11 protein-coding genes and 1 pseudogene are annotated in these 15,229 nt (G+C 69.5%); 6 read left to right on the top strand and 6 right to left on the bottom strand.

Going from position 1 to position 15,229, the window contains the following annotated elements; all coding sequences use genetic code 11:
* Both BM252_RS06305 and BM252_RS31605 read left to right on the top strand, forming a co-directional pair.
* Nucleotides 1–380, top strand: a 380-nt coding sequence (locus tag BM252_RS06305; protein ID WP_139236318.1) for a transposase, incomplete at its 5' end; no start/stop codon positions are given.
* Between the two features lie 692 nt (nucleotides 381–1,072).
* Nucleotides 1,073–1,232 (top strand): annotated as a pseudogene (locus BM252_RS31605) (IS630 family transposase); the annotation flags it as partial.
* Between the two features lie 249 nt (nucleotides 1,233–1,481).
* Here the strand turns inward: BM252_RS31605 and BM252_RS06300 are convergent.
* Nucleotides 1,482–2,630, bottom strand: a complete 1,149-nt coding sequence (locus BM252_RS06300; RefSeq protein WP_093385112.1) for a branched-chain amino acid ABC transporter substrate-binding protein — start codon at nucleotides 2,628–2,630, stop codon at nucleotides 1,482–1,484.
* Between the two features lie 318 nt (nucleotides 2,631–2,948).
* Here BM252_RS06300 and BM252_RS06295 point away from each other — a divergent pair, with 318 nt between their 5' ends.
* The 4 genes from BM252_RS06295 (at nucleotide 2,949) to BM252_RS06280 (ending at nucleotide 7,876) form a co-directional block, all read left to right on the top strand.
* Nucleotides 2,949–3,296 (top strand): hypothetical protein, encoded by a 348-nt coding sequence (locus tag BM252_RS06295; RefSeq protein WP_093385110.1) that lies wholly within the window; start codon nucleotides 2,949–2,951, stop codon nucleotides 3,294–3,296.
* 133 nt (nucleotides 3,297–3,429) lie between these two features.
* Nucleotides 3,430–5,061 carry an MFS transporter gene (locus tag BM252_RS06290; RefSeq protein WP_245774114.1) on the top strand — a complete coding sequence of 544 codons (1,632 nt, stop codon included), beginning with the start codon at nucleotides 3,430–3,432 and terminating at the stop codon, nucleotides 5,059–5,061.
* Nucleotides 5,058–6,368, top strand: coding sequence for an HlyD family secretion protein (locus tag BM252_RS06285; protein ID WP_093385105.1), 1,311 nt, complete (start codon nucleotides 5,058–5,060; stop codon nucleotides 6,366–6,368). Before BM252_RS06290 ends, BM252_RS06285 begins: the two co-directional genes overlap by 4 nt.
* The gene (locus tag BM252_RS06280) at nucleotides 6,365–7,876 is read left to right on the top strand and encodes an efflux transporter outer membrane subunit (RefSeq protein ID WP_245774113.1); all 1,512 of its coding nucleotides are present in this window, start codon (nucleotides 6,365–6,367) and stop codon (nucleotides 7,874–7,876) included. Before BM252_RS06285 ends, BM252_RS06280 begins: the two co-directional genes overlap by 4 nt.
* Nucleotides 7,877–8,033: 157 nt before the next feature.
* Here the strand turns inward: BM252_RS06280 and BM252_RS06275 are convergent, their stop codons facing one another.
* The 5 genes from BM252_RS06275 to BM252_RS06255 are packed head-to-tail and all read right to left on the bottom strand — an operon-like array spanning nucleotide 8,034 to nucleotide 15,153.
* The gene (locus tag BM252_RS06275) at nucleotides 8,034–8,498 is read right to left on the bottom strand and encodes an AraC family transcriptional regulator (protein ID WP_093385102.1); all 465 of its coding nucleotides are present in this window, start codon (nucleotides 8,496–8,498) and stop codon (nucleotides 8,034–8,036) included.
* A gap of 25 nt (nucleotides 8,499–8,523) precedes the next feature.
* Nucleotides 8,524–11,688, bottom strand: coding sequence for an efflux RND transporter permease subunit (locus BM252_RS06270; protein WP_093385100.1), 3,165 nt, complete (start codon nucleotides 11,686–11,688; stop codon nucleotides 8,524–8,526).
* A gap of 9 nt (nucleotides 11,689–11,697) precedes the next feature.
* Entirely contained in the window at nucleotides 11,698–12,867 is a 1,170-nt protein-coding gene (locus BM252_RS06265) for an efflux RND transporter periplasmic adaptor subunit (RefSeq protein WP_093385097.1), read from the bottom strand.
* A 47-nt stretch (nucleotides 12,868–12,914) separates the two neighbouring features.
* Nucleotides 12,915–14,435: an efflux transporter outer membrane subunit gene (locus BM252_RS06260; RefSeq protein WP_093385095.1), complete on the bottom strand. Its 1,521-nt coding sequence runs from the start codon at nucleotides 14,433–14,435 to the stop codon at nucleotides 12,915–12,917.
* A 1-nt stretch (nucleotide 14,436) separates the two neighbouring features.
* Complete coding sequence (locus tag BM252_RS06255) at nucleotides 14,437–15,153, bottom strand: CerR family C-terminal domain-containing protein (RefSeq protein WP_093385092.1); 717 nt, start codon at nucleotides 15,151–15,153, stop codon at nucleotides 14,437–14,439.
* Nucleotides 15,154–15,229: the final 76 nt, after the last annotated feature.

The following is a 15,229-nucleotide window of genomic DNA, read 5'->3' as shown; positions in this document are numbered from 1 at the left end:
AGGCCCTGACGCCCTGGGCGCGCCTGGCTGTGGCGCCGGGAAGCTGCGTCTTGTCCGACGGGCTGCTGGGTTTCGAAGTGCTCGAAAAGCTGGGCTATACGCATAAGGTGGTGCTGGCGCCGCGCGGTAAGGCGGGCACGGAGATCGAGCCGTTCAAATGGCTCAACGTCTTGTTGGGGAACCTGAAAACGGCCCTGTCCGGGACGCACCACGCGTTTAAATTCGCGAAGTATGCCCGGCGATACCTCGCCGAGGTCCAGTATCGCTTCAACCGCCGCGCCGACATGGCCGCCATGGTGCCGCGATTGGCGGTCGCGCTGGCACAGACGAGGCCGTGCCCGAAATGGATGGTGCTGGGAAAGGCTGACGTAAGAACATAATCAGGTGGCTATAAGTTAGCTCATTCAAATATTTTAGAAGTTATCAGACCTTATGTTCATCTAGATAAGGTCGTTGAACTATTAGGTCAGCCACATCAATGGGAAGAAGATCGCGCCGGTTATCGATTTGCAAACGCACTCTTGCAAGTAAATTATCTTGAAAATTCAGTTCGCAGTGTATGTTTAGTGCTGCTTCGCCATCGCTGGCCTAATAGGTTTAGTATTTTCCCAATTCCCCTTTCGTTAGGTGCATCTACATTTGCGGATGCGTGTGCACATGATGTTAGTGATGGTAGACTGGCCCTTAGGTTGAATTTCAGTTCGAAGTTTTACTGTCTTTGGAGTGAGCAGTACTTTGGAAACCCTGGCCGATATTTTTACTATTCATTTGCATTGCTGGAAGCCGACACTTTTCCTGTTACGATCATGCCGAAATGCGACTATACGAACCACGAGCTAGGACATGTTGAGCAAGGTGCAATTCTTAATGACGTTAAAGTGAAATTTAATGCGGTAAGTATTTCTAGATGTGAAGGTGAGTATTTCTGTTTTGATTTTACTTTATTCAGATGAAATATTTTAATGGTAAAAATAATTAAGTAATTTTCTCGGAAATATATAAATCACGGTTTTCTACTAGGTGAATTGCTAACCTTCTAGAAAGTAATTCCAGCCCGTAATATAATGCATGCATGAAATGCAAACGAACTTCTCACGGCCGCAAACTGGATCACCACACGCTCCAGGTGTTGCGCCAACAAGGGGGGGGAAGCTGTGCGCGAAGGCTAGGCGGTCGCCGACCTAGCCAACGCTTTCGGTCTGAACATTCGCACGGTGTTTGACTGGTTGGCGATTCGAGGTGGCCTACTGCTGTTCGCATGAGATTCAGGAACGGCTTTTCTTTTTGCGGCTGAGAAGTGGCACGCCTGTGCTCGACGCGGATTGTTGCTGACGGGCAAGCTTATGGGGCGATCATGTCGACTGTCCTCCCGCCAACCGGTCGTCCCCGTCCCGCCATCGAGTACCGGCCCGCGCAGTGTCCGTTTAAGATCGATCGACGGAAGCCCGCGCTTGCCTCTCTTCGGATAGCGCGGTCCGCGCCTAGTAGCTGCTCAGCGGCAGCGGCTGGCCGTTCTTGAAGGTGAAGATGGTCACCGGCGACTGCTTCATGTCGCCCTTGGCGTCGAAGGAGTAGGTGCCGGCCACGCCCTGGTAGGCGCCGGCGCTGACGGCCGGGCCGACCTTGGCCGGGTCGGTCGAGTTGGCCTTCTGCATGGCCTGGGCGTACATCAGCGTGGCGTCGTAGTAGGAGGCGGCATAGACGTCGGCGTCCTGCTTGAAGCGGGCCTTGAACTTGGCCTTGAAGGCAGGGCCGGCGCTGGCCTTGTCGAGCAGGGCGCCGCCCTGCGAGCACAGCACGTTGTCGCCGGCGGCGTCGCCGGCCAGCTTGCCCATCTCGGCGGTGCAGATGGTGTCGCCGCCGAGCAGCTTGGCGTGGATGCCCAGCTGGCGCATCTGGCGCGCCATCGGCGCGGCCTGCGGCGCGTAGCCGCCGAAGAAGATGGCGTCGGGCTGCTTGGTCTTGAGCTTGGTGAGGATGGCGCTGAAGTCGAAGGCCTTGTCGGTGGTGAACTCGTGGCCGGCGATCTGCATGCCGGAGGCCTTGGCCTGCTTCTTGAACTCCTCGGCCACGCCCTGGCCGAAGGCGGTGCGGTCGTCGATCACGGCGACGTTCTTGAACTTGAGCTCCTTGGCGGCGTACAGCGCCATCTTCGAGCCGAGCTGGGTGTCGCTGGCGTTGATGCGGAACAGGCCGGCGTAGCCCTGCTGGGTCACCTTGGGGTTGGTGGCCACGGTGGCGAGCAGCACGCCGGCGTCGTTGTAGGCGCGCGAGGCGGGGATGGCGACGCCCGAGTTGTACGGCCCGACGACGAACTTGACGCCCTTGTCGATCAGCTTCTGCGCCGCCGCCATGCCGCTCTTGGGATCGCCCTGGTCGTCCTCGGAGAGCAGCTCGAAGCGCAGCTTTTTGCCGCCGACGGTGATCGGCTTGGCGTTGAGCTCCTCGACGGCCAGCCGCACGCCGTTCTCGTTGTCCTTGCCGGAGAAGGCCTGGGCGCCGGACAGCGGGCCGCTGTGGCCGATCTTGACGAGCAGGTCCTGCGCGCCGGCGGCGCCGGCCGCGCCCAGCAGCGCCAGGGCGGCGGCGCTGTGCTTGACGATGTGCTTGAGGATGGGCTTGAGAGTCATTCGGTCTCCGATATGTGGTGGCCGCCCCGGCCGTGCGTGGCGGGGCGTGCCCTGAATTATCGCTAAAAATGAAAAATATTAATGTGTGACTTGGGCCGCGACGGGGTGTATTTTTCGCCCCTTCGGGCCGCAAACGGCGGCGCGGCGGAATAATATTCGGTTTCGCGCCGGCGCCCCGGCCACGCCAGGGCTGGCGGAACGCCGCAGGCGGGGTGGGCTGCGCCATTTGGTTCGCTGGCGCACGGTAGGCGGGCGGCGGCGGGTCTATTGTAGGCGCTGCAGTTCCCCTATTCCGTTCAACCACATTAGGAAACCACCATGGGCAACCATCTGGAAAACAAAATCGGCGCTAGCCGCGACGGCGTCACGCAAATCGGCAAGGACCTGCGGGCGGACGCCCACAGCGTCATCGACAAGGTGGCCGAGCAGGTGCCGCCGCTGACCAACCGCCTGGCCGAGCGCGCCCACGGCGGCGTCGACGCGGTGGCCGACCGGGCCGACGGCGCGGCCGACGCGGTGGCCGCGCGCAGCCGCCAGCTGGCCGACTCGTACAAGCGCTTCGCCGAGAGCGGCCGCGGCTACGTGCGCAGCAGTCCGGTCGCCTCGGTGCTGCTGGCGGCGGCGGCCGGCTACGGCCTCTCCAAGCTGTTCGGCCCGCGCAAATAAGGCGGCGCCGGGCGCCCCGTTTAGTGGTGTTTTTAGCAGCACCGGCGTGCTATGCTGGCGCCGTTAGCGCTAACCTACACCACCACGCATGAACGAGTACGCCCCTAGGACCTGGCTTCCGCATGAACGGCCTATGCTGCCGGGCTCGCCATCGACGCCGCTGCACTCGGACCGGCGCCGCTACGCCTACCTGGTCGTCGGCCTGATCGTCGCCCTCACCGGCGGCCTGGGCAACGCGCTGGTGACGGTCAACCTGCCGTATCTCCAGGGCTCGCTGGGCGTCTACTCGACCGAGATCGCCTGGCTGCCGGCCGCCTACGTGATGGCCAACGTGTCGATGAACCTGCTGCTGGTGAAGTTCCGCCAGCAGTACGGCCTGCGCCTGTTCACCGAGCTGTTCCTGGTGCTGTACGCGCTGGCCACGCTGGCCCACCTGTTCGTCCACGGCCTGGGCTCGGCCATCGCCGTGCGCGCCGCCAGCGGCATGAGCGGCGCGGCGCTGACGGTGCTCGGCCTGTACTACACGCTGCAGGCCTTCCCGGCGCGGCACCGGCTCAAGGCGGTGGTGCTGGGGGTCGGCTTCGCCCAGTTGACCATGCCGCTGGCGCGGCTGTTCTCGTCCGAGCTGCTCGAGCTGGGCGAGTGGCGCGGCCTGTACTTCTTCGAACTGGGCCTGGCCCTGCTGGCGCTGGGCTGCGTGCTGCTGCTCAAGCTGCCGCCGGGCGACCGCGTCAAGGCCTTTGAAAAACTCGACTTCCTCACCTTCGCCCTGTTCGCCCCCGGCGTGGCCCTGCTGTCGGCCGTGCTGGCGCTGGGCCGCAGCGTCTGGTGGCTGGAGGCGCCGTGGCTGGGCTACAGCCTGGCCGGCGCCATCGTGTTGATCTGCGCCGCGCTGCTGGTCGAGCACAACCGCGCCGCGCCGCTGCTCAACACGCGCTGGCTTAGCAACGGCAACATGCTGCGGCTGGCGCTGTCGGTGCTGCTGATCCGCATCGTGCTGTCCGAGGCCACCGGCACCGTCGGCTTCCTGCAGGCGCTGGGCCTGAACAACGACCAGATGCAGACCCTGTGGCTGTGGGTGCTGCTCGGCAGCGTGGCCGGCCTGGCCGCCAGCGCGCTGACCATCACGCCGGCGCGCATCCCCGCCTCGCTGATGTTCTCGCTACTGTTGATGGCCGTCGGCGCGGCGATGGACTCGCGCGCCAGCAACCTGACGCGGCCGGCGCAGATGTACCTCAGCCAGTTCCTGCTGGCCTTCGGCGGCGCCTTCTTCCTCGGCCCCACCTTCGTCTCCGGCTTCGGCGCGGTGATCGCCGCGCCGAGTAACCTGATCAGCTTCTCGCTGATGTTCACCATCTCGCAGAACATCGGCGGCCTGCTCGGTTCGGCCCTGGTCGGCACCTTCCAGGTGCTGCGCGAGAAGTACCACTCGAGCCAGCTGGTCGAGCACCTGACCCTGCTCGACCCGCAGGTGGCGGCGCGCATCCAGGCCGGCGGCGCCGCGCTCGGCGGCGTCCTCGGCGACCCGGCCGCGCGCAACGCCAAGGGCGTGGCGGCGCTGGGCGCGGCGGCCAGCCGCGAGGCCAACATCCTGGCCTACAACGACGTCTTCATGGCCATTGCCGTGCTGGCGCTGCTGACCATGGCCTGGCTGGCGGCGCGCTACCTGTGGCACATCTGCACCGTTTGCAAGGCGGTGCCGGCGGCGCAAAACGCGCAGACCGGCATGGCCAACGTTTCGCTTAACAATTCTGGAGCCACATGAGCAACAACACCCCCGACACGTCCGCCAGCCCAACACCGGCCGCCGCCCCGACAGCGGCCGCCGCCCCGACGCCGTCCGCCGCCGCCCCGGCCGCAGCACCTGCCGCCGCTCAGGCCGCTCCTGCTGCCACCGCCGCCGCTGCGGCGCCGGCGCAGCCGGAGCGGCGCAACCAGATCATCAGCGCCATCGCCTTCGCGGCGGTGGCGCTGATCGGCGTGCTGGTGGTGCTGTACGCCTGGCGCCTGCCGCCGTTCAGCAGCGCCGTCGTCTCGACCGAGAACGCGCTGGTGCGCGGCCAGGTCACGCTGGTCGGCACCCAGTTGTCCGGCTACGTGGTCGAGGTCAGGGTGCAGGACTTCCAGCAGGTCAAACAGGGCGAGCTGCTGGTGCGGTTGGACGACCGCATCTACCAGCAGCGCTACGAGCAGGCCCAGGCCCAATTGGCGGCGCAGCAGGCCGCGTTGGCCAACTGGGAGCAGGCGCGCCGCAGTGCCGAGGCGGGCGTGGCGCTGAACCAGGCCACGCTGGCCAACGCCGAGGCGCAGGCGCGCAAGGCGGCGGCCGACCTGGGCCGGGTCAACCAGCTGGCCGCCGACGGTTCGCTGTCGCTGCGCGAGCAGGACGGCTCGAGGGCGGCCGGCGCGCAAAGCGTGGCGGCGGTGGCGCAGGCGCGCGCCAGCCTGGACATCGCCCGCCAATCGGTGCAGACGGTGACGGTCAACAAGCTGTCGCTGGAGGCGGCGGTGGCCAACGCCCAGGCCGCGCTGAAGGCGGCCAAGGTCGACCTGGACAACACCCGCATCAGCGCGCCGGCCGACGGCCAGCTGGGCCAGGTGATGGTGCGCCAGGGCGCCTACGTCAACACCGGCGCGCAGTTGATGGGCCTGGTGCCGCGCCAGCTGTGGGTCATCGCCAATTTGAAGGAGACCCAGATGGCCAATGTGCAGGTGGGGCAGGGCGCCACCTTCAAGGTCGACGCCCTCGACGGCGCCACGCTGACCGGCCAGGTCGAGCGCATCTCGCCGGCCACCGGCTCCGAGTTCGCCGTGCTGCCGGCCGATAACGCCACCGGAAACTACGTCAAGATCGCCCAGCGCATCCCGGTGCGCATCCGCATCGACGCCGGCCAGGCGCCGGCGCGCCGGCTGCGGCCGGGCATGTCGGTGGTGGTCAGCATCGACACCTCGGCGGTGCTGAACGACGCCGATCCCGACGACGTCGCCAGCGGCGCGCCGGCGGCGGCGGCGTCCGCGCGTGCGCGCGCCTCCGCGCCCGCATCGGCCGCGCAGGGCGGAGCCAAGCCGTGAGCGCGCGCGGCATCATGCGCGAGCTTGTGGGCGGCACTCTGCGCACGGCGTTGTCGCTCGCGCTGCGGCCAGCGAGCGGCGCCGGCATGGCGTCCACACCGCAGTTGCCGACCGCCGGCATGGCGCTGACGCGGCGGCCGGCCAGCGTGCTGGCGGCGCTGGCGCTGCTGTCCGGTTGCGCCGCCACGGTGGCGCCGCCGCCAGCGGCCAGCCTGCAAACGCCGGCCGCCTGGCGCGGCGCGGTCGGTCCGCTGGCCACCGCGCCGGCGCCCGAGCGGCAGTGGTGGCAGAGCTTCGGCGATCCAGCGCTGAGCGCGCTGGTGGAGACGGCGCTGGCGCACAACGGCGACCTGCGCGTCGCCCGCGCCCGCGTGGCCGAGTACCGCGCCCGCGTCGGCGTGGCCGGCGCCGCCCAGCGTCCGGCCGTCAGCGTCAACAGCGCGCCGACCCGCGTGCGCCAGTTGGCCTACAACGGCGTGCCGTATGTGACCAACGTCTACCAGGCCGAGTTCCAGGCCAGCTACGAGATCGACGTATGGGGCCGCCTGGCGGCGCAGACCGACGCCGCCGCCGCCGGCTACCACGCCGAGCAGGCCAACGCCGACGCGGCGGCGCTGGCCGTGGCCGCCAGCGTGGCCAGCGGCTACCTCAACCTGCGCGGCCTGGACGCCCAGCTCGAGCTGACCGAGGCCACGCTCAAGCTGCGCGGGCAGTCGCGCGCGCTGGCGCAGCGCCAGTTCGAGGTGGGCTACAGTTCGCGGCTGGAGTGGTTGCAGGCGCAGGCCGAGTACCAGGCGGCGGCCGAACAGGTGCCGCAGCTGAAGCGGCAGATCTTCGAGTTGGAGAACGCGCTGTCGATTCTGAGCGGTGGCAATCCCGGCGCGGTGGCGCGCGGCGCCGCGCTGGCCGAGTTGAACCCGCCGCCGGTGCCGGCCGGGCTGCCGTCCGACCTGTTGCGGCGCCGGCCCGACATCGCCCGCGCCGAGCGCAACCTGGTGGCGCTCAACGCCAGCCTGGCCGCCACGCGCGACCAGCTGCTGCCCTCGTTCAAGCTGACGGCGGTGGGCGGCGTGCAGTCGCTCAAGCTGCACGATTTCCTCAACGCGCCGACGGCGCTGTGGCATTTTACGGGCTTGGTGGCGGCGCCGCTGTTCGACGGCGGCCGCGTGCAGGCGCAGACCGACGCGGCGGCGGCGCAGCGCGACCAGGCCGTCTACGCCTACGAGAACGCGGTGCGCGCCGCCTTCGCCGAGACGGAGAACGGGCTGGGCGCGGTGCGGCGTTTGCGCGAGCAGGCGCTGGAGAACGACGCGCGCCGCGCCACGGCGGCCGAGACGCTGCGCATCGCGCACAACCGCTACCGCAACGGCTACGCTTCTTATCTTGAGGAGCTCGACGCGCAGCGCACGCTGTACAGCGCCGACGTCGGCCGGCTGCAGTTGCGCACGCGGATACTGGTGGCCTCGGTCGACCTGTACCGCGCCATGGGGGGCGGCTGGGCGCCGTAGTGATGCGTTGTGGTTTGGATGTGAAAACGCCGCGATGATCGCGGCGTTTCTGTTTTGCTTGCTGGGATTCAGCGGCCGGCAGCGACTAGGGTCAGACCCTAGGGTCTGACCCTTGATTTTTGCCTCGGGGTTCGGTCCCGGCGCGGCGCGCTTCAGCCTATTTGACCGGGATGCACAGCTCGCATTCAAACACGCCGGTGTCCGGCTCCATCGCGTAGTCGGCCGGATAGCGCTCGAAGCAGGGGCGGGCGTCCATCTGCAAGCCGCTGGCCGGCAGCCACTGGCCGAAGAGCTCGCCCCAGGCGGCGGGCATCTGGTCGCCGGTGCCCTTGAAGGCGGCCACCGCGCAGCGGCCGCCGGGCAGCTCGGCCAGGCGGGCCGGCGCCTGCGGCTGGTAGCCCGGCTCGATCTCGACGCAGGCGTCGTAGCGGCACTCCTCCGGCGCCGTGGTGGCCGGGTCGTCGACGGCGACGCCGTAGGTGGTGCGGCCCTGCAGGCCGGCGGCCTGCTGCCACGGCGCGAACACCTCCATCCAGAAGTCGCCGATGGCGGCGCCATACGGCCCCTTGTAGCGCAGGTAGGCCACCGGCACCGCCGGAATATCGATTACTTTCACATCCATGCTGCTGGTCCTTTCAAGTGCTGCTTCAGGGTTGGTCCAGATTGGCGACGGCGGCCGGCTTGGCCGGCTTGGCCACGATGTGCGGCACCGGGTGCGGCACCGGGTGCGGCGCGTGCGGATGGCGGCGCAGCTTGTCGCGCAGGCGCTTGAGCAGGTGCTCGAGGTCGTCGATGTAGGTGAACACGGCCGGCACCACCAGCAAGCTGAGCAGCGTCGAGGTGATCAGGCCGCCGATCACGGTGATCGCCATCGGCGAGCGGAAGCTCGGGTCGGCGCCCCAGCCCAGCGCCAGCGGCATCATGCCGGCGCCCATCGCGATGGTGGTCATCATGATCGGCCGGCTGCGCTTGTGGCAGGCGTCGACCAGGGCGTCGAAGCGGCTCATGCCGGCCTGGCGTGCCAGGATGGCGTAGTCGACCAGCAGGATCGAATTCTTGGTGACGATCCCCATCAGCATGATCAGGCCGATCATCGACGGCATCGACAGGGCGCGGCCGGTGATCAGCAGCGCCACGAAGGCGCCGCCGATCGACAGCGGCAGCGCCGCCAGGATCGTCACCGGCTGCATGAAGTCCTTGAACAACAGCACCAGCACGCAGTAGATGCAGATCACGCCGATCAGCATGGCCAGGCCGAAGCTGGCGAACAGCGCCACCATCTCCTGGGCGTCGCCCAGCTCGGCGATCTTGACCGACGGCGGCAGCGCCTTCATGGCCGGCAGCGCGCGCGCCTCGTCGTTGACCTCGCCCAGCGTGCGCTTGCCCAGCTCGACGCTGAGGGTGACGTTGCGGCTGCGGTTGAGCCGGTCGATCTGCGCCGGGCCGCTCTCCATGCTGATGCTGGCGACGTTGGCCAGCATGACCGGGCCGTTCTTGCCCGGCACGGTGAGGCGGCCGATGGCGTCGAGGTCGGCGCGCACGGCGTCGGGCAGTTTGACGCGGATCGGCACTTGGCGTTCCGGCAGGTTCATCTTGGTCAGGTCGGTGTCGTAGTCGCCGGCGGTGGCCACGCGCACGGTCTGGCCGATGGCCGCCGCCGTCACGCCCAGGTCGGCCGCCTTGGCGAAGTCGGGCCGCACGATGATCTCCGGGCGCACCAGCGAGGCGCTCGAGCTGACGTTGCCGATGCCCTTCATGCCGCGCATCTCGCGCTCGACCTTCTGCGCCGCCTCGACCAGGGCGACCGGGTCCTCGCTGCGCAGCACCAGTTGCATCTTGACGCCGTTGTCGGCGGCGCCGACGGTGAAGCGGGCGCCCGGCACGTCGTCGAGCTTGTGGCGGATCTGCGCCTCCAGGTCGGCCATCGACTCCTTGCGCTCGGTGCGGTGCACCGTGGTCAGGGTCAGCACGGCGCGGCGCGCCTCGGCCGCCGCGCCGGGGGCGAAGGCGTCGCCGCTGGAGCCGCCGCCGATCGAGCTGAACACGCCGGTGATGCCCTTCACCTGCATCGCCGCGACGCGGGCGCGCTCGGCCACGACGCGCGTCTCGGCCAGCGTCGAGCCGGGCGGCAGCTCGAGGTTGATCTGCGTCTGGCTGCGGTCGGCGGCCGGCACGAAGCCGGTCGGCAGCAGCGGCACCAGCAGGATCGAGCCGACGAAGAAGCAGGCCGAGGCGATGCCGGTGACCAGCCGGTGCGTCAGGCACCAGCGCATCACGCGGATATAGCGCTGCATCATCCAGCCGTCCTTCTCCTCGCCGTGCTTGGCCGGCTTGAGGATGTAGGCGGCCATCATCGGCGTCAGCAGGCGGGCCACCACCAGCGAGGCCAGCACGGCCAGCACGGCGGTCCAGCCGAACTGCTTGAAGAACAGGCCGGGCACGCCGCCCATGAAGGCGGTGGGCAGGAACACGGCGACCAGGGCGAAGGTGGTGGCGATGACGGCCATGCCGATCTCGTCGGCCGCCTCCATCGCCGCCTCCATCGGCGTCTTGCCCATGCGCAGGTGGCGCGAGATGTTTTCGATCTCGACGATGGCGTCGTCGACCAGCACGCCCACCACCAGCGCCAGCGACAGCAGCGTGACGGTGTTGAGGGTGTAGCCGAACCAGTAGATGCCGAGGAAGGCCGGCATCACCGACAGCGGCAGCGCGGCGGCCGCCACCAGCGTGGCGCGCCAGTCGCGCAGGAACCACCAGACCACCAGCACGGCCAGCAGCGCGCCCTCGTACAGCAGCTCCATCGAGCCGTGGAAGTTCTCCTCGACCGGGAAGGCGTTGTCGATGCTCTGCTTGAGCACCACGTTGGGGTGGGCCTGCTGCAGCTCGGCGATGGCGGCGCGCGCCCCTTCGGCCACGGCCACCTCGCTGGCGCCCTTGGTGCGGAAGATCTCGAAGCCGACCACGTTCTTGCCGTCCTGCTCGGCCAGCGAGCGCGGCTCGGAGACCGTGTCGCTCACCGTGGCCACCTGGTCGAGGCGGACGTGGCGGCCGTCCGGCAGCGGCAGGTCGATCTGCGCCAGCTCGGCGGCCGTCTTGACGGTGGCGATGGTGCGCACCGATTGCTCGGCGCCGCTGACGTCGCCGCGCCCGCCGGGCGCCTCCTTCTGCACCTGGCGCAGCTGGCGCGAGACGTCCAGCGCCGACACCTTGAGCGCCGCCATGCGGGCGTCGTCGAGCTCGACGCGGATCTCGCGGAACACGCCGCCGACCCGTTTCACGGCGCCCACGCCGGGCACCGACAGCAGCCGCTTGGCGACGCTGTTGTCGACGAACCAGCTCAGTTCCTGCTGGTCGAGCGGGCGGCCGTGGCCCTGCGCGGCGGCCGCCGTGAAGGTCAGGATGACGCGGCCGGCGGTGGAGGCCTTGGTCACGGTCGGGTCGCGCAGCTCGGCCGGCATGTCGGCCTTGACGCGGGCGACGGCGTCGCGCACGTCGTTGACCGCCTCGGCGATCGGCTTCTCGAGGATGAATTCGACGGTGATGGTGGCCACGCCGTCGAGCACGTTGGTGTAGATGTTCTTGATGCCCTGCAGGGTGGCGACCGAGTCCTCGATCTTGCGCGCCACCTCGGTCTCCAGCTGGGCCGGGGCGGTGCCCTCGAGCACGGCGGTGACGGTGACGATGGGGAGTTCGATGTCGGGGAAGTCCTGCACCGGGTTGCTGCGGTAGGCCAGCAGGCCGGCCAGGGTCAGCAGGGCGAACAGCATGATCGCCGGGATCGGGTTCTTGATCGAGAGGGAGGAGAAGTTCATGACCGTTCCTTACTTGGCCGGCTTGACGGTGGCGGTGGCGGCGGCCGCGACGGCCTGCGGCGCGGCGACGTTGCGCACCAGGTCGCCGTCGTTGAGGAAGCCGGCGCCGCTGACCACCACGGCCATGTCCGGCTTGACGCCGTCGAGCACCTCGATGCGCTCGGCCAGGCGGCGGCCCGCCTTGACCTTCAGCTGGCTGACGTGCTGGTCGGCGTTGAGGCGGAACACATAGGAAAAGCCGTCGCGCACGACGATGGCCTGCTGCGGCACGGTCAGCGCCTCGGAGGTGCCCAGCTCGAACTGGCCGCTGGCGAACATGCCGGCCTTGAACGGCGCGGCCTCATTGAGCGCGCCGGCCGGCAGGTCGACATAGACCAGCGCCGAGCGGGTCTGCGGGTCGACGGTCGGCGCGATCATGCGCACCTTGCCGCTCAGGACGGCGCCGTTGGCGGCGGTGACCACGGCGCCGGTGCCGGCGTGGATCTGCCGCAGGTCGGCGGCGACCACCTCGGCGCGCCACTCCAGGCGGCCCTGGCGGATCATGCGGAACAACTCGGTGCCGGCGCCGACCACGGCGCCGACGGTGGCGCTGCGCGCCGAGATGACGCCGGCGTCCGGCGCCAGCACCTGGGTGTAGCGCAGGCGCAGCTGCTGGGTGGCCAGCGCCGCCTTGGCCGAGGCGATGCGGGCGTTGGCGGTCTGCTCGGCGGTCAAATACTGGCTGATCTGCTGGGCGCTGAGCGCGCCGCTGCTTTGCAGCGAGCGGGCGCGCACCGCGTTGGCGGCCGCCTCGGCGGCGTTGGCCTCGGCCTCCTGCAGGCCGGCGCGGGCCTGGGCCAGGTCGGCGTTGACGGCGTCGGCCGAGAACACGGCCAGCACCTGGCCGGCCTTGACCTGGTCGCCGACGTTGACCTTGACCTCGGTCAGGCGCAGGCCGTTCGACTCGCTGCCGACGCTGGCCTCCTGCCAGGCGGCGACGTTGCCGTTGGCGGCCAGCTTGATCGGCAGGCGCGAAGCCTGCGGCCGCGCGGTGGTGACGGTCAGCGCGGCTTTTTGCGGCGCGGCCTGTTTGTCGTCGGCGGCGTTGGAGGCCGGCGGGAACAGGGCGAAGCCGATGCCGGCGATGCCGCAGACGGCCAGCAGGGCGCCGGCCAGGGGTTTGATTGGGTAGCTTTTCATGGGGTATCCGTCGTGGTTCGGTGCGGCTGTCGGTTATCGGTTATCGGTTATCGGGTGGCGGCGGTGGTGGCGGAGGCGGTGGCCGTGCCGCCGGTTTGGCTAGTGGCGGGGTTCCAGCCGCCGCCGGCGGCGCGGTACAGCGCCACCCAGGCGCTGCTGCGCTCGCGCTGCAGGCTGACCACGGTGTCCTCGGCGGCCAGGCGGCTGCGCCGCGCGTCCTCCAGTTCGAACAGGCTGGCCAGGCCGTTCTTGTAGCGCTCCTCGACGGCGACGAAGTTGGCGCGGTAGCCGTCCAGTGCGGTGCGGGCGTCGCCGGCGCGGGCGCCGCTGCTGTCCAGATTGACCAGCGCCTCCTCGACCTCGCGCACGGCCTGGCGCACGCTGGCGCGGTAGGCGGCCACCGCGCTGTCGTAGCGGGCGGCGGCGGCCACCACGTTGGCGCGGCGGCGGCCGCCGTCGAAGATTGGCAGGCTCAGCGCCAGCGGGCCGATGCTCCAGGTGTCGGCCTTGGTGTTCTGGCCGTCGCTGCGGAAGTTGGCGACGCCGACGGCGCCGCTCAGCGTCAGGCGCGGATAGCGCTGCGCCTGGGCGCCGTCGACCTCGGCGCTGGCGGCGGCCACCTCGCGCTCGGCGTTGAACACGTCGGGCCGCTGGGCCAGCGTTTGCGCCGGCAGCGCGGCGATGGCCAGCGCCGGGCCGGCGCCGCCGGTTGACGCCGCGCCGTTGCTCGGCGTGGCGGCGTTGGCGGCGGCCGTGCCCGAGGCGGCGGCCCAGCGCGGCGCGCCGTCGGCCAGGCGCTGGCGCAGCTCGGGCTCGGCGATGCCGCTCAGCGCCACCAGGGCCTTGACGCCCAGCTCGCAACTGGCGCGCTGGGCGGTGGCGCGGCTGCTGCCGTCGGCCGCGCTGGCGCGCGCCAGCGCGGCGCTGGCGGGCGACTGGAAGCCGGCCTTGGCCGACAGCTCGGTCAGGCGCGCCGTGTCGGCGCGCGAGGCGGCGTCCTGGCGCGCCACGGCCAGCAGCTGCTCGCAGGCGCGCTGGCCGTAGTACTGGTTGGCCACCTCGGCGGCCACCGAGACGCGGGCGTCGTGCCAGCCGGCGCCGGCGCCGTCGAGGCGGGCCTGGGCGGCGTCGCGCGCGGCGCGGCCGGCGCCGAACAGGTCGATCTCCCACGAGGCCTGCAACGCCGCCTGCGAGGTGGTGCCGAGCGGGATGGCCGACTGCTGGCTGCTGCGGCCGACGCTGGCGGCGCCGTCCAGCGTGGGCGCCAGCGCGGCGCCGCTGGCGACGCGCTCGGCGCGCGCCTGGGCGATGCGCGCGGCGGCGGTGGCCACCGTCGGGCTGACCTGCTGGGCGGCGTCGATCAGCTGCACCAGCAGGGCGTCGTCCTGGCGCCGCCACCAGTCGCTCAGTTCGGCCACGTTGCCGTGGTGCGGCAGCGGCGCCTGCCACTCTGGCGGCGCGAGCGCCGCGACCTGCGGCGGCGTGGCCTGGCTGGCGCAGGCGCTGAGGGCGCCGGCGGCGGCCAGCAGGGCGGTGGTGCGCAGCCCGGCGGTGCGGAGTCGTGTCATGTTAGTCCTTGCTTGGAGTGGCGGATTGCGGGGTGGGGTGGAGCAGCTCGCGTTCGGCCTCGACCATCGCGCGGGCGTAGCGCACCAGGCGCCGCTCCCACTGCTCGATGGCGTCGGCGCCGGTCAGCAGGCGCGGCGTGACGCGCTCGATGATGTCGCGCCCGACCATCAGCTGGATCGCCATGGCGGCGATGGCGTGGGCCAGCCGGTGCGTGTCGTCGTCGGGCGCGGCCAGGCCGAGGTGGCGGCACAGCACGCCGACCAGCGCCAGGTGCTCCGGCTTGATGCTGTTGTCGATCTCGGCCAGCCACAGGCCGGTCGGCTCGATCATCTCGCGGCACCACAGGCGCAGCATCAGCTCGGCCTCGTCGCCCTGCTGAAGCGGCGCCAGCATCTGCCGGTAGAAGCCCTGCAGCGACTCGGTCAGCGTGAAGTGCGGCTGGTCGAACATGGCGATGCTGTCGCCCGGGTCGGTGCAGGCCTCGGCGAAGGTGGCGCTGTACAGGCCGGCCTTGTCGCCGAAGTAGTAGCTGATCGCCGCCACGTTGGCGCCGGCCGCCAGCGCGATCTCGCGCGTCGAGGTCTTGGCGTAGCCCTGTTCGGCGAACAGGCGCATGGCGGCCAGCAGCAGGCGCTCGCGCGACTGCTCGCCGTCGGCGCGCGGCTTGCGGACGTCGTCGGGCGCTCGGGGTAAATCCGGGGTTATTTTGTCAATCATGCGGGGATTTAAACACATATCTCAAACAAACGGTATAAGTAAATCGTTTGTTTAACTTGTGCATGGAAAGATGCTT

This window comes from Rugamonas rubra, assembly GCF_900114705.1.
Classification (GTDB): domain Bacteria; phylum Pseudomonadota; class Gammaproteobacteria; order Burkholderiales; family Burkholderiaceae_D; genus Rugamonas; species Rugamonas rubra.
Note: the sequence above shows the minus strand (reverse complement) of the source record. Positions and strands in the feature narration are given on the sequence as shown.

What these genes read in the sequence shown, in the direction of transcription:
- BM252_RS06300 (WP_093385112.1), bottom strand. Translation starts at nt 2,630, where the DNA reads ATGACTCTCAAGCCCATCCTCAAGCACATCGTCAAGCACAGCGCCGCC.
- BM252_RS06295 (WP_093385110.1), top strand. Translation starts at nt 2,949, where the DNA reads ATGGGCAACCATCTGGAAAACAAAATCGGCGCTAGCCGCGACGGCGTC.
- BM252_RS06290 (WP_245774114.1), top strand. Translation starts at nt 3,430, where the DNA reads ATGCTGCCGGGCTCGCCATCGACGCCGCTGCACTCGGACCGGCGCCGC.
- BM252_RS06285 (WP_093385105.1), top strand. Translation starts at nt 5,058, where the DNA reads ATGAGCAACAACACCCCCGACACGTCCGCCAGCCCAACACCGGCCGCC.
- BM252_RS06275 (WP_093385102.1), bottom strand. Translation starts at nt 8,498, where the DNA reads ATGGATGTGAAAGTAATCGATATTCCGGCGGTGCCGGTGGCCTACCTG.
- BM252_RS06270 (WP_093385100.1), bottom strand. Translation starts at nt 11,688, where the DNA reads ATGAACTTCTCCTCCCTCTCGATCAAGAACCCGATCCCGGCGATCATG.
- BM252_RS06265 (WP_093385097.1), bottom strand. Translation starts at nt 12,867, where the DNA reads ATGAAAAGCTACCCAATCAAACCCCTGGCCGGCGCCCTGCTGGCCGTC.
- BM252_RS06260 (WP_093385095.1), bottom strand. Translation starts at nt 14,435, where the DNA reads ATGACACGACTCCGCACCGCCGGGCTGCGCACCACCGCCCTGCTGGCC.
- BM252_RS06255 (WP_093385092.1), bottom strand. Translation starts at nt 15,153, where the DNA reads ATGATTGACAAAATAACCCCGGATTTACCCCGAGCGCCCGACGACGTC.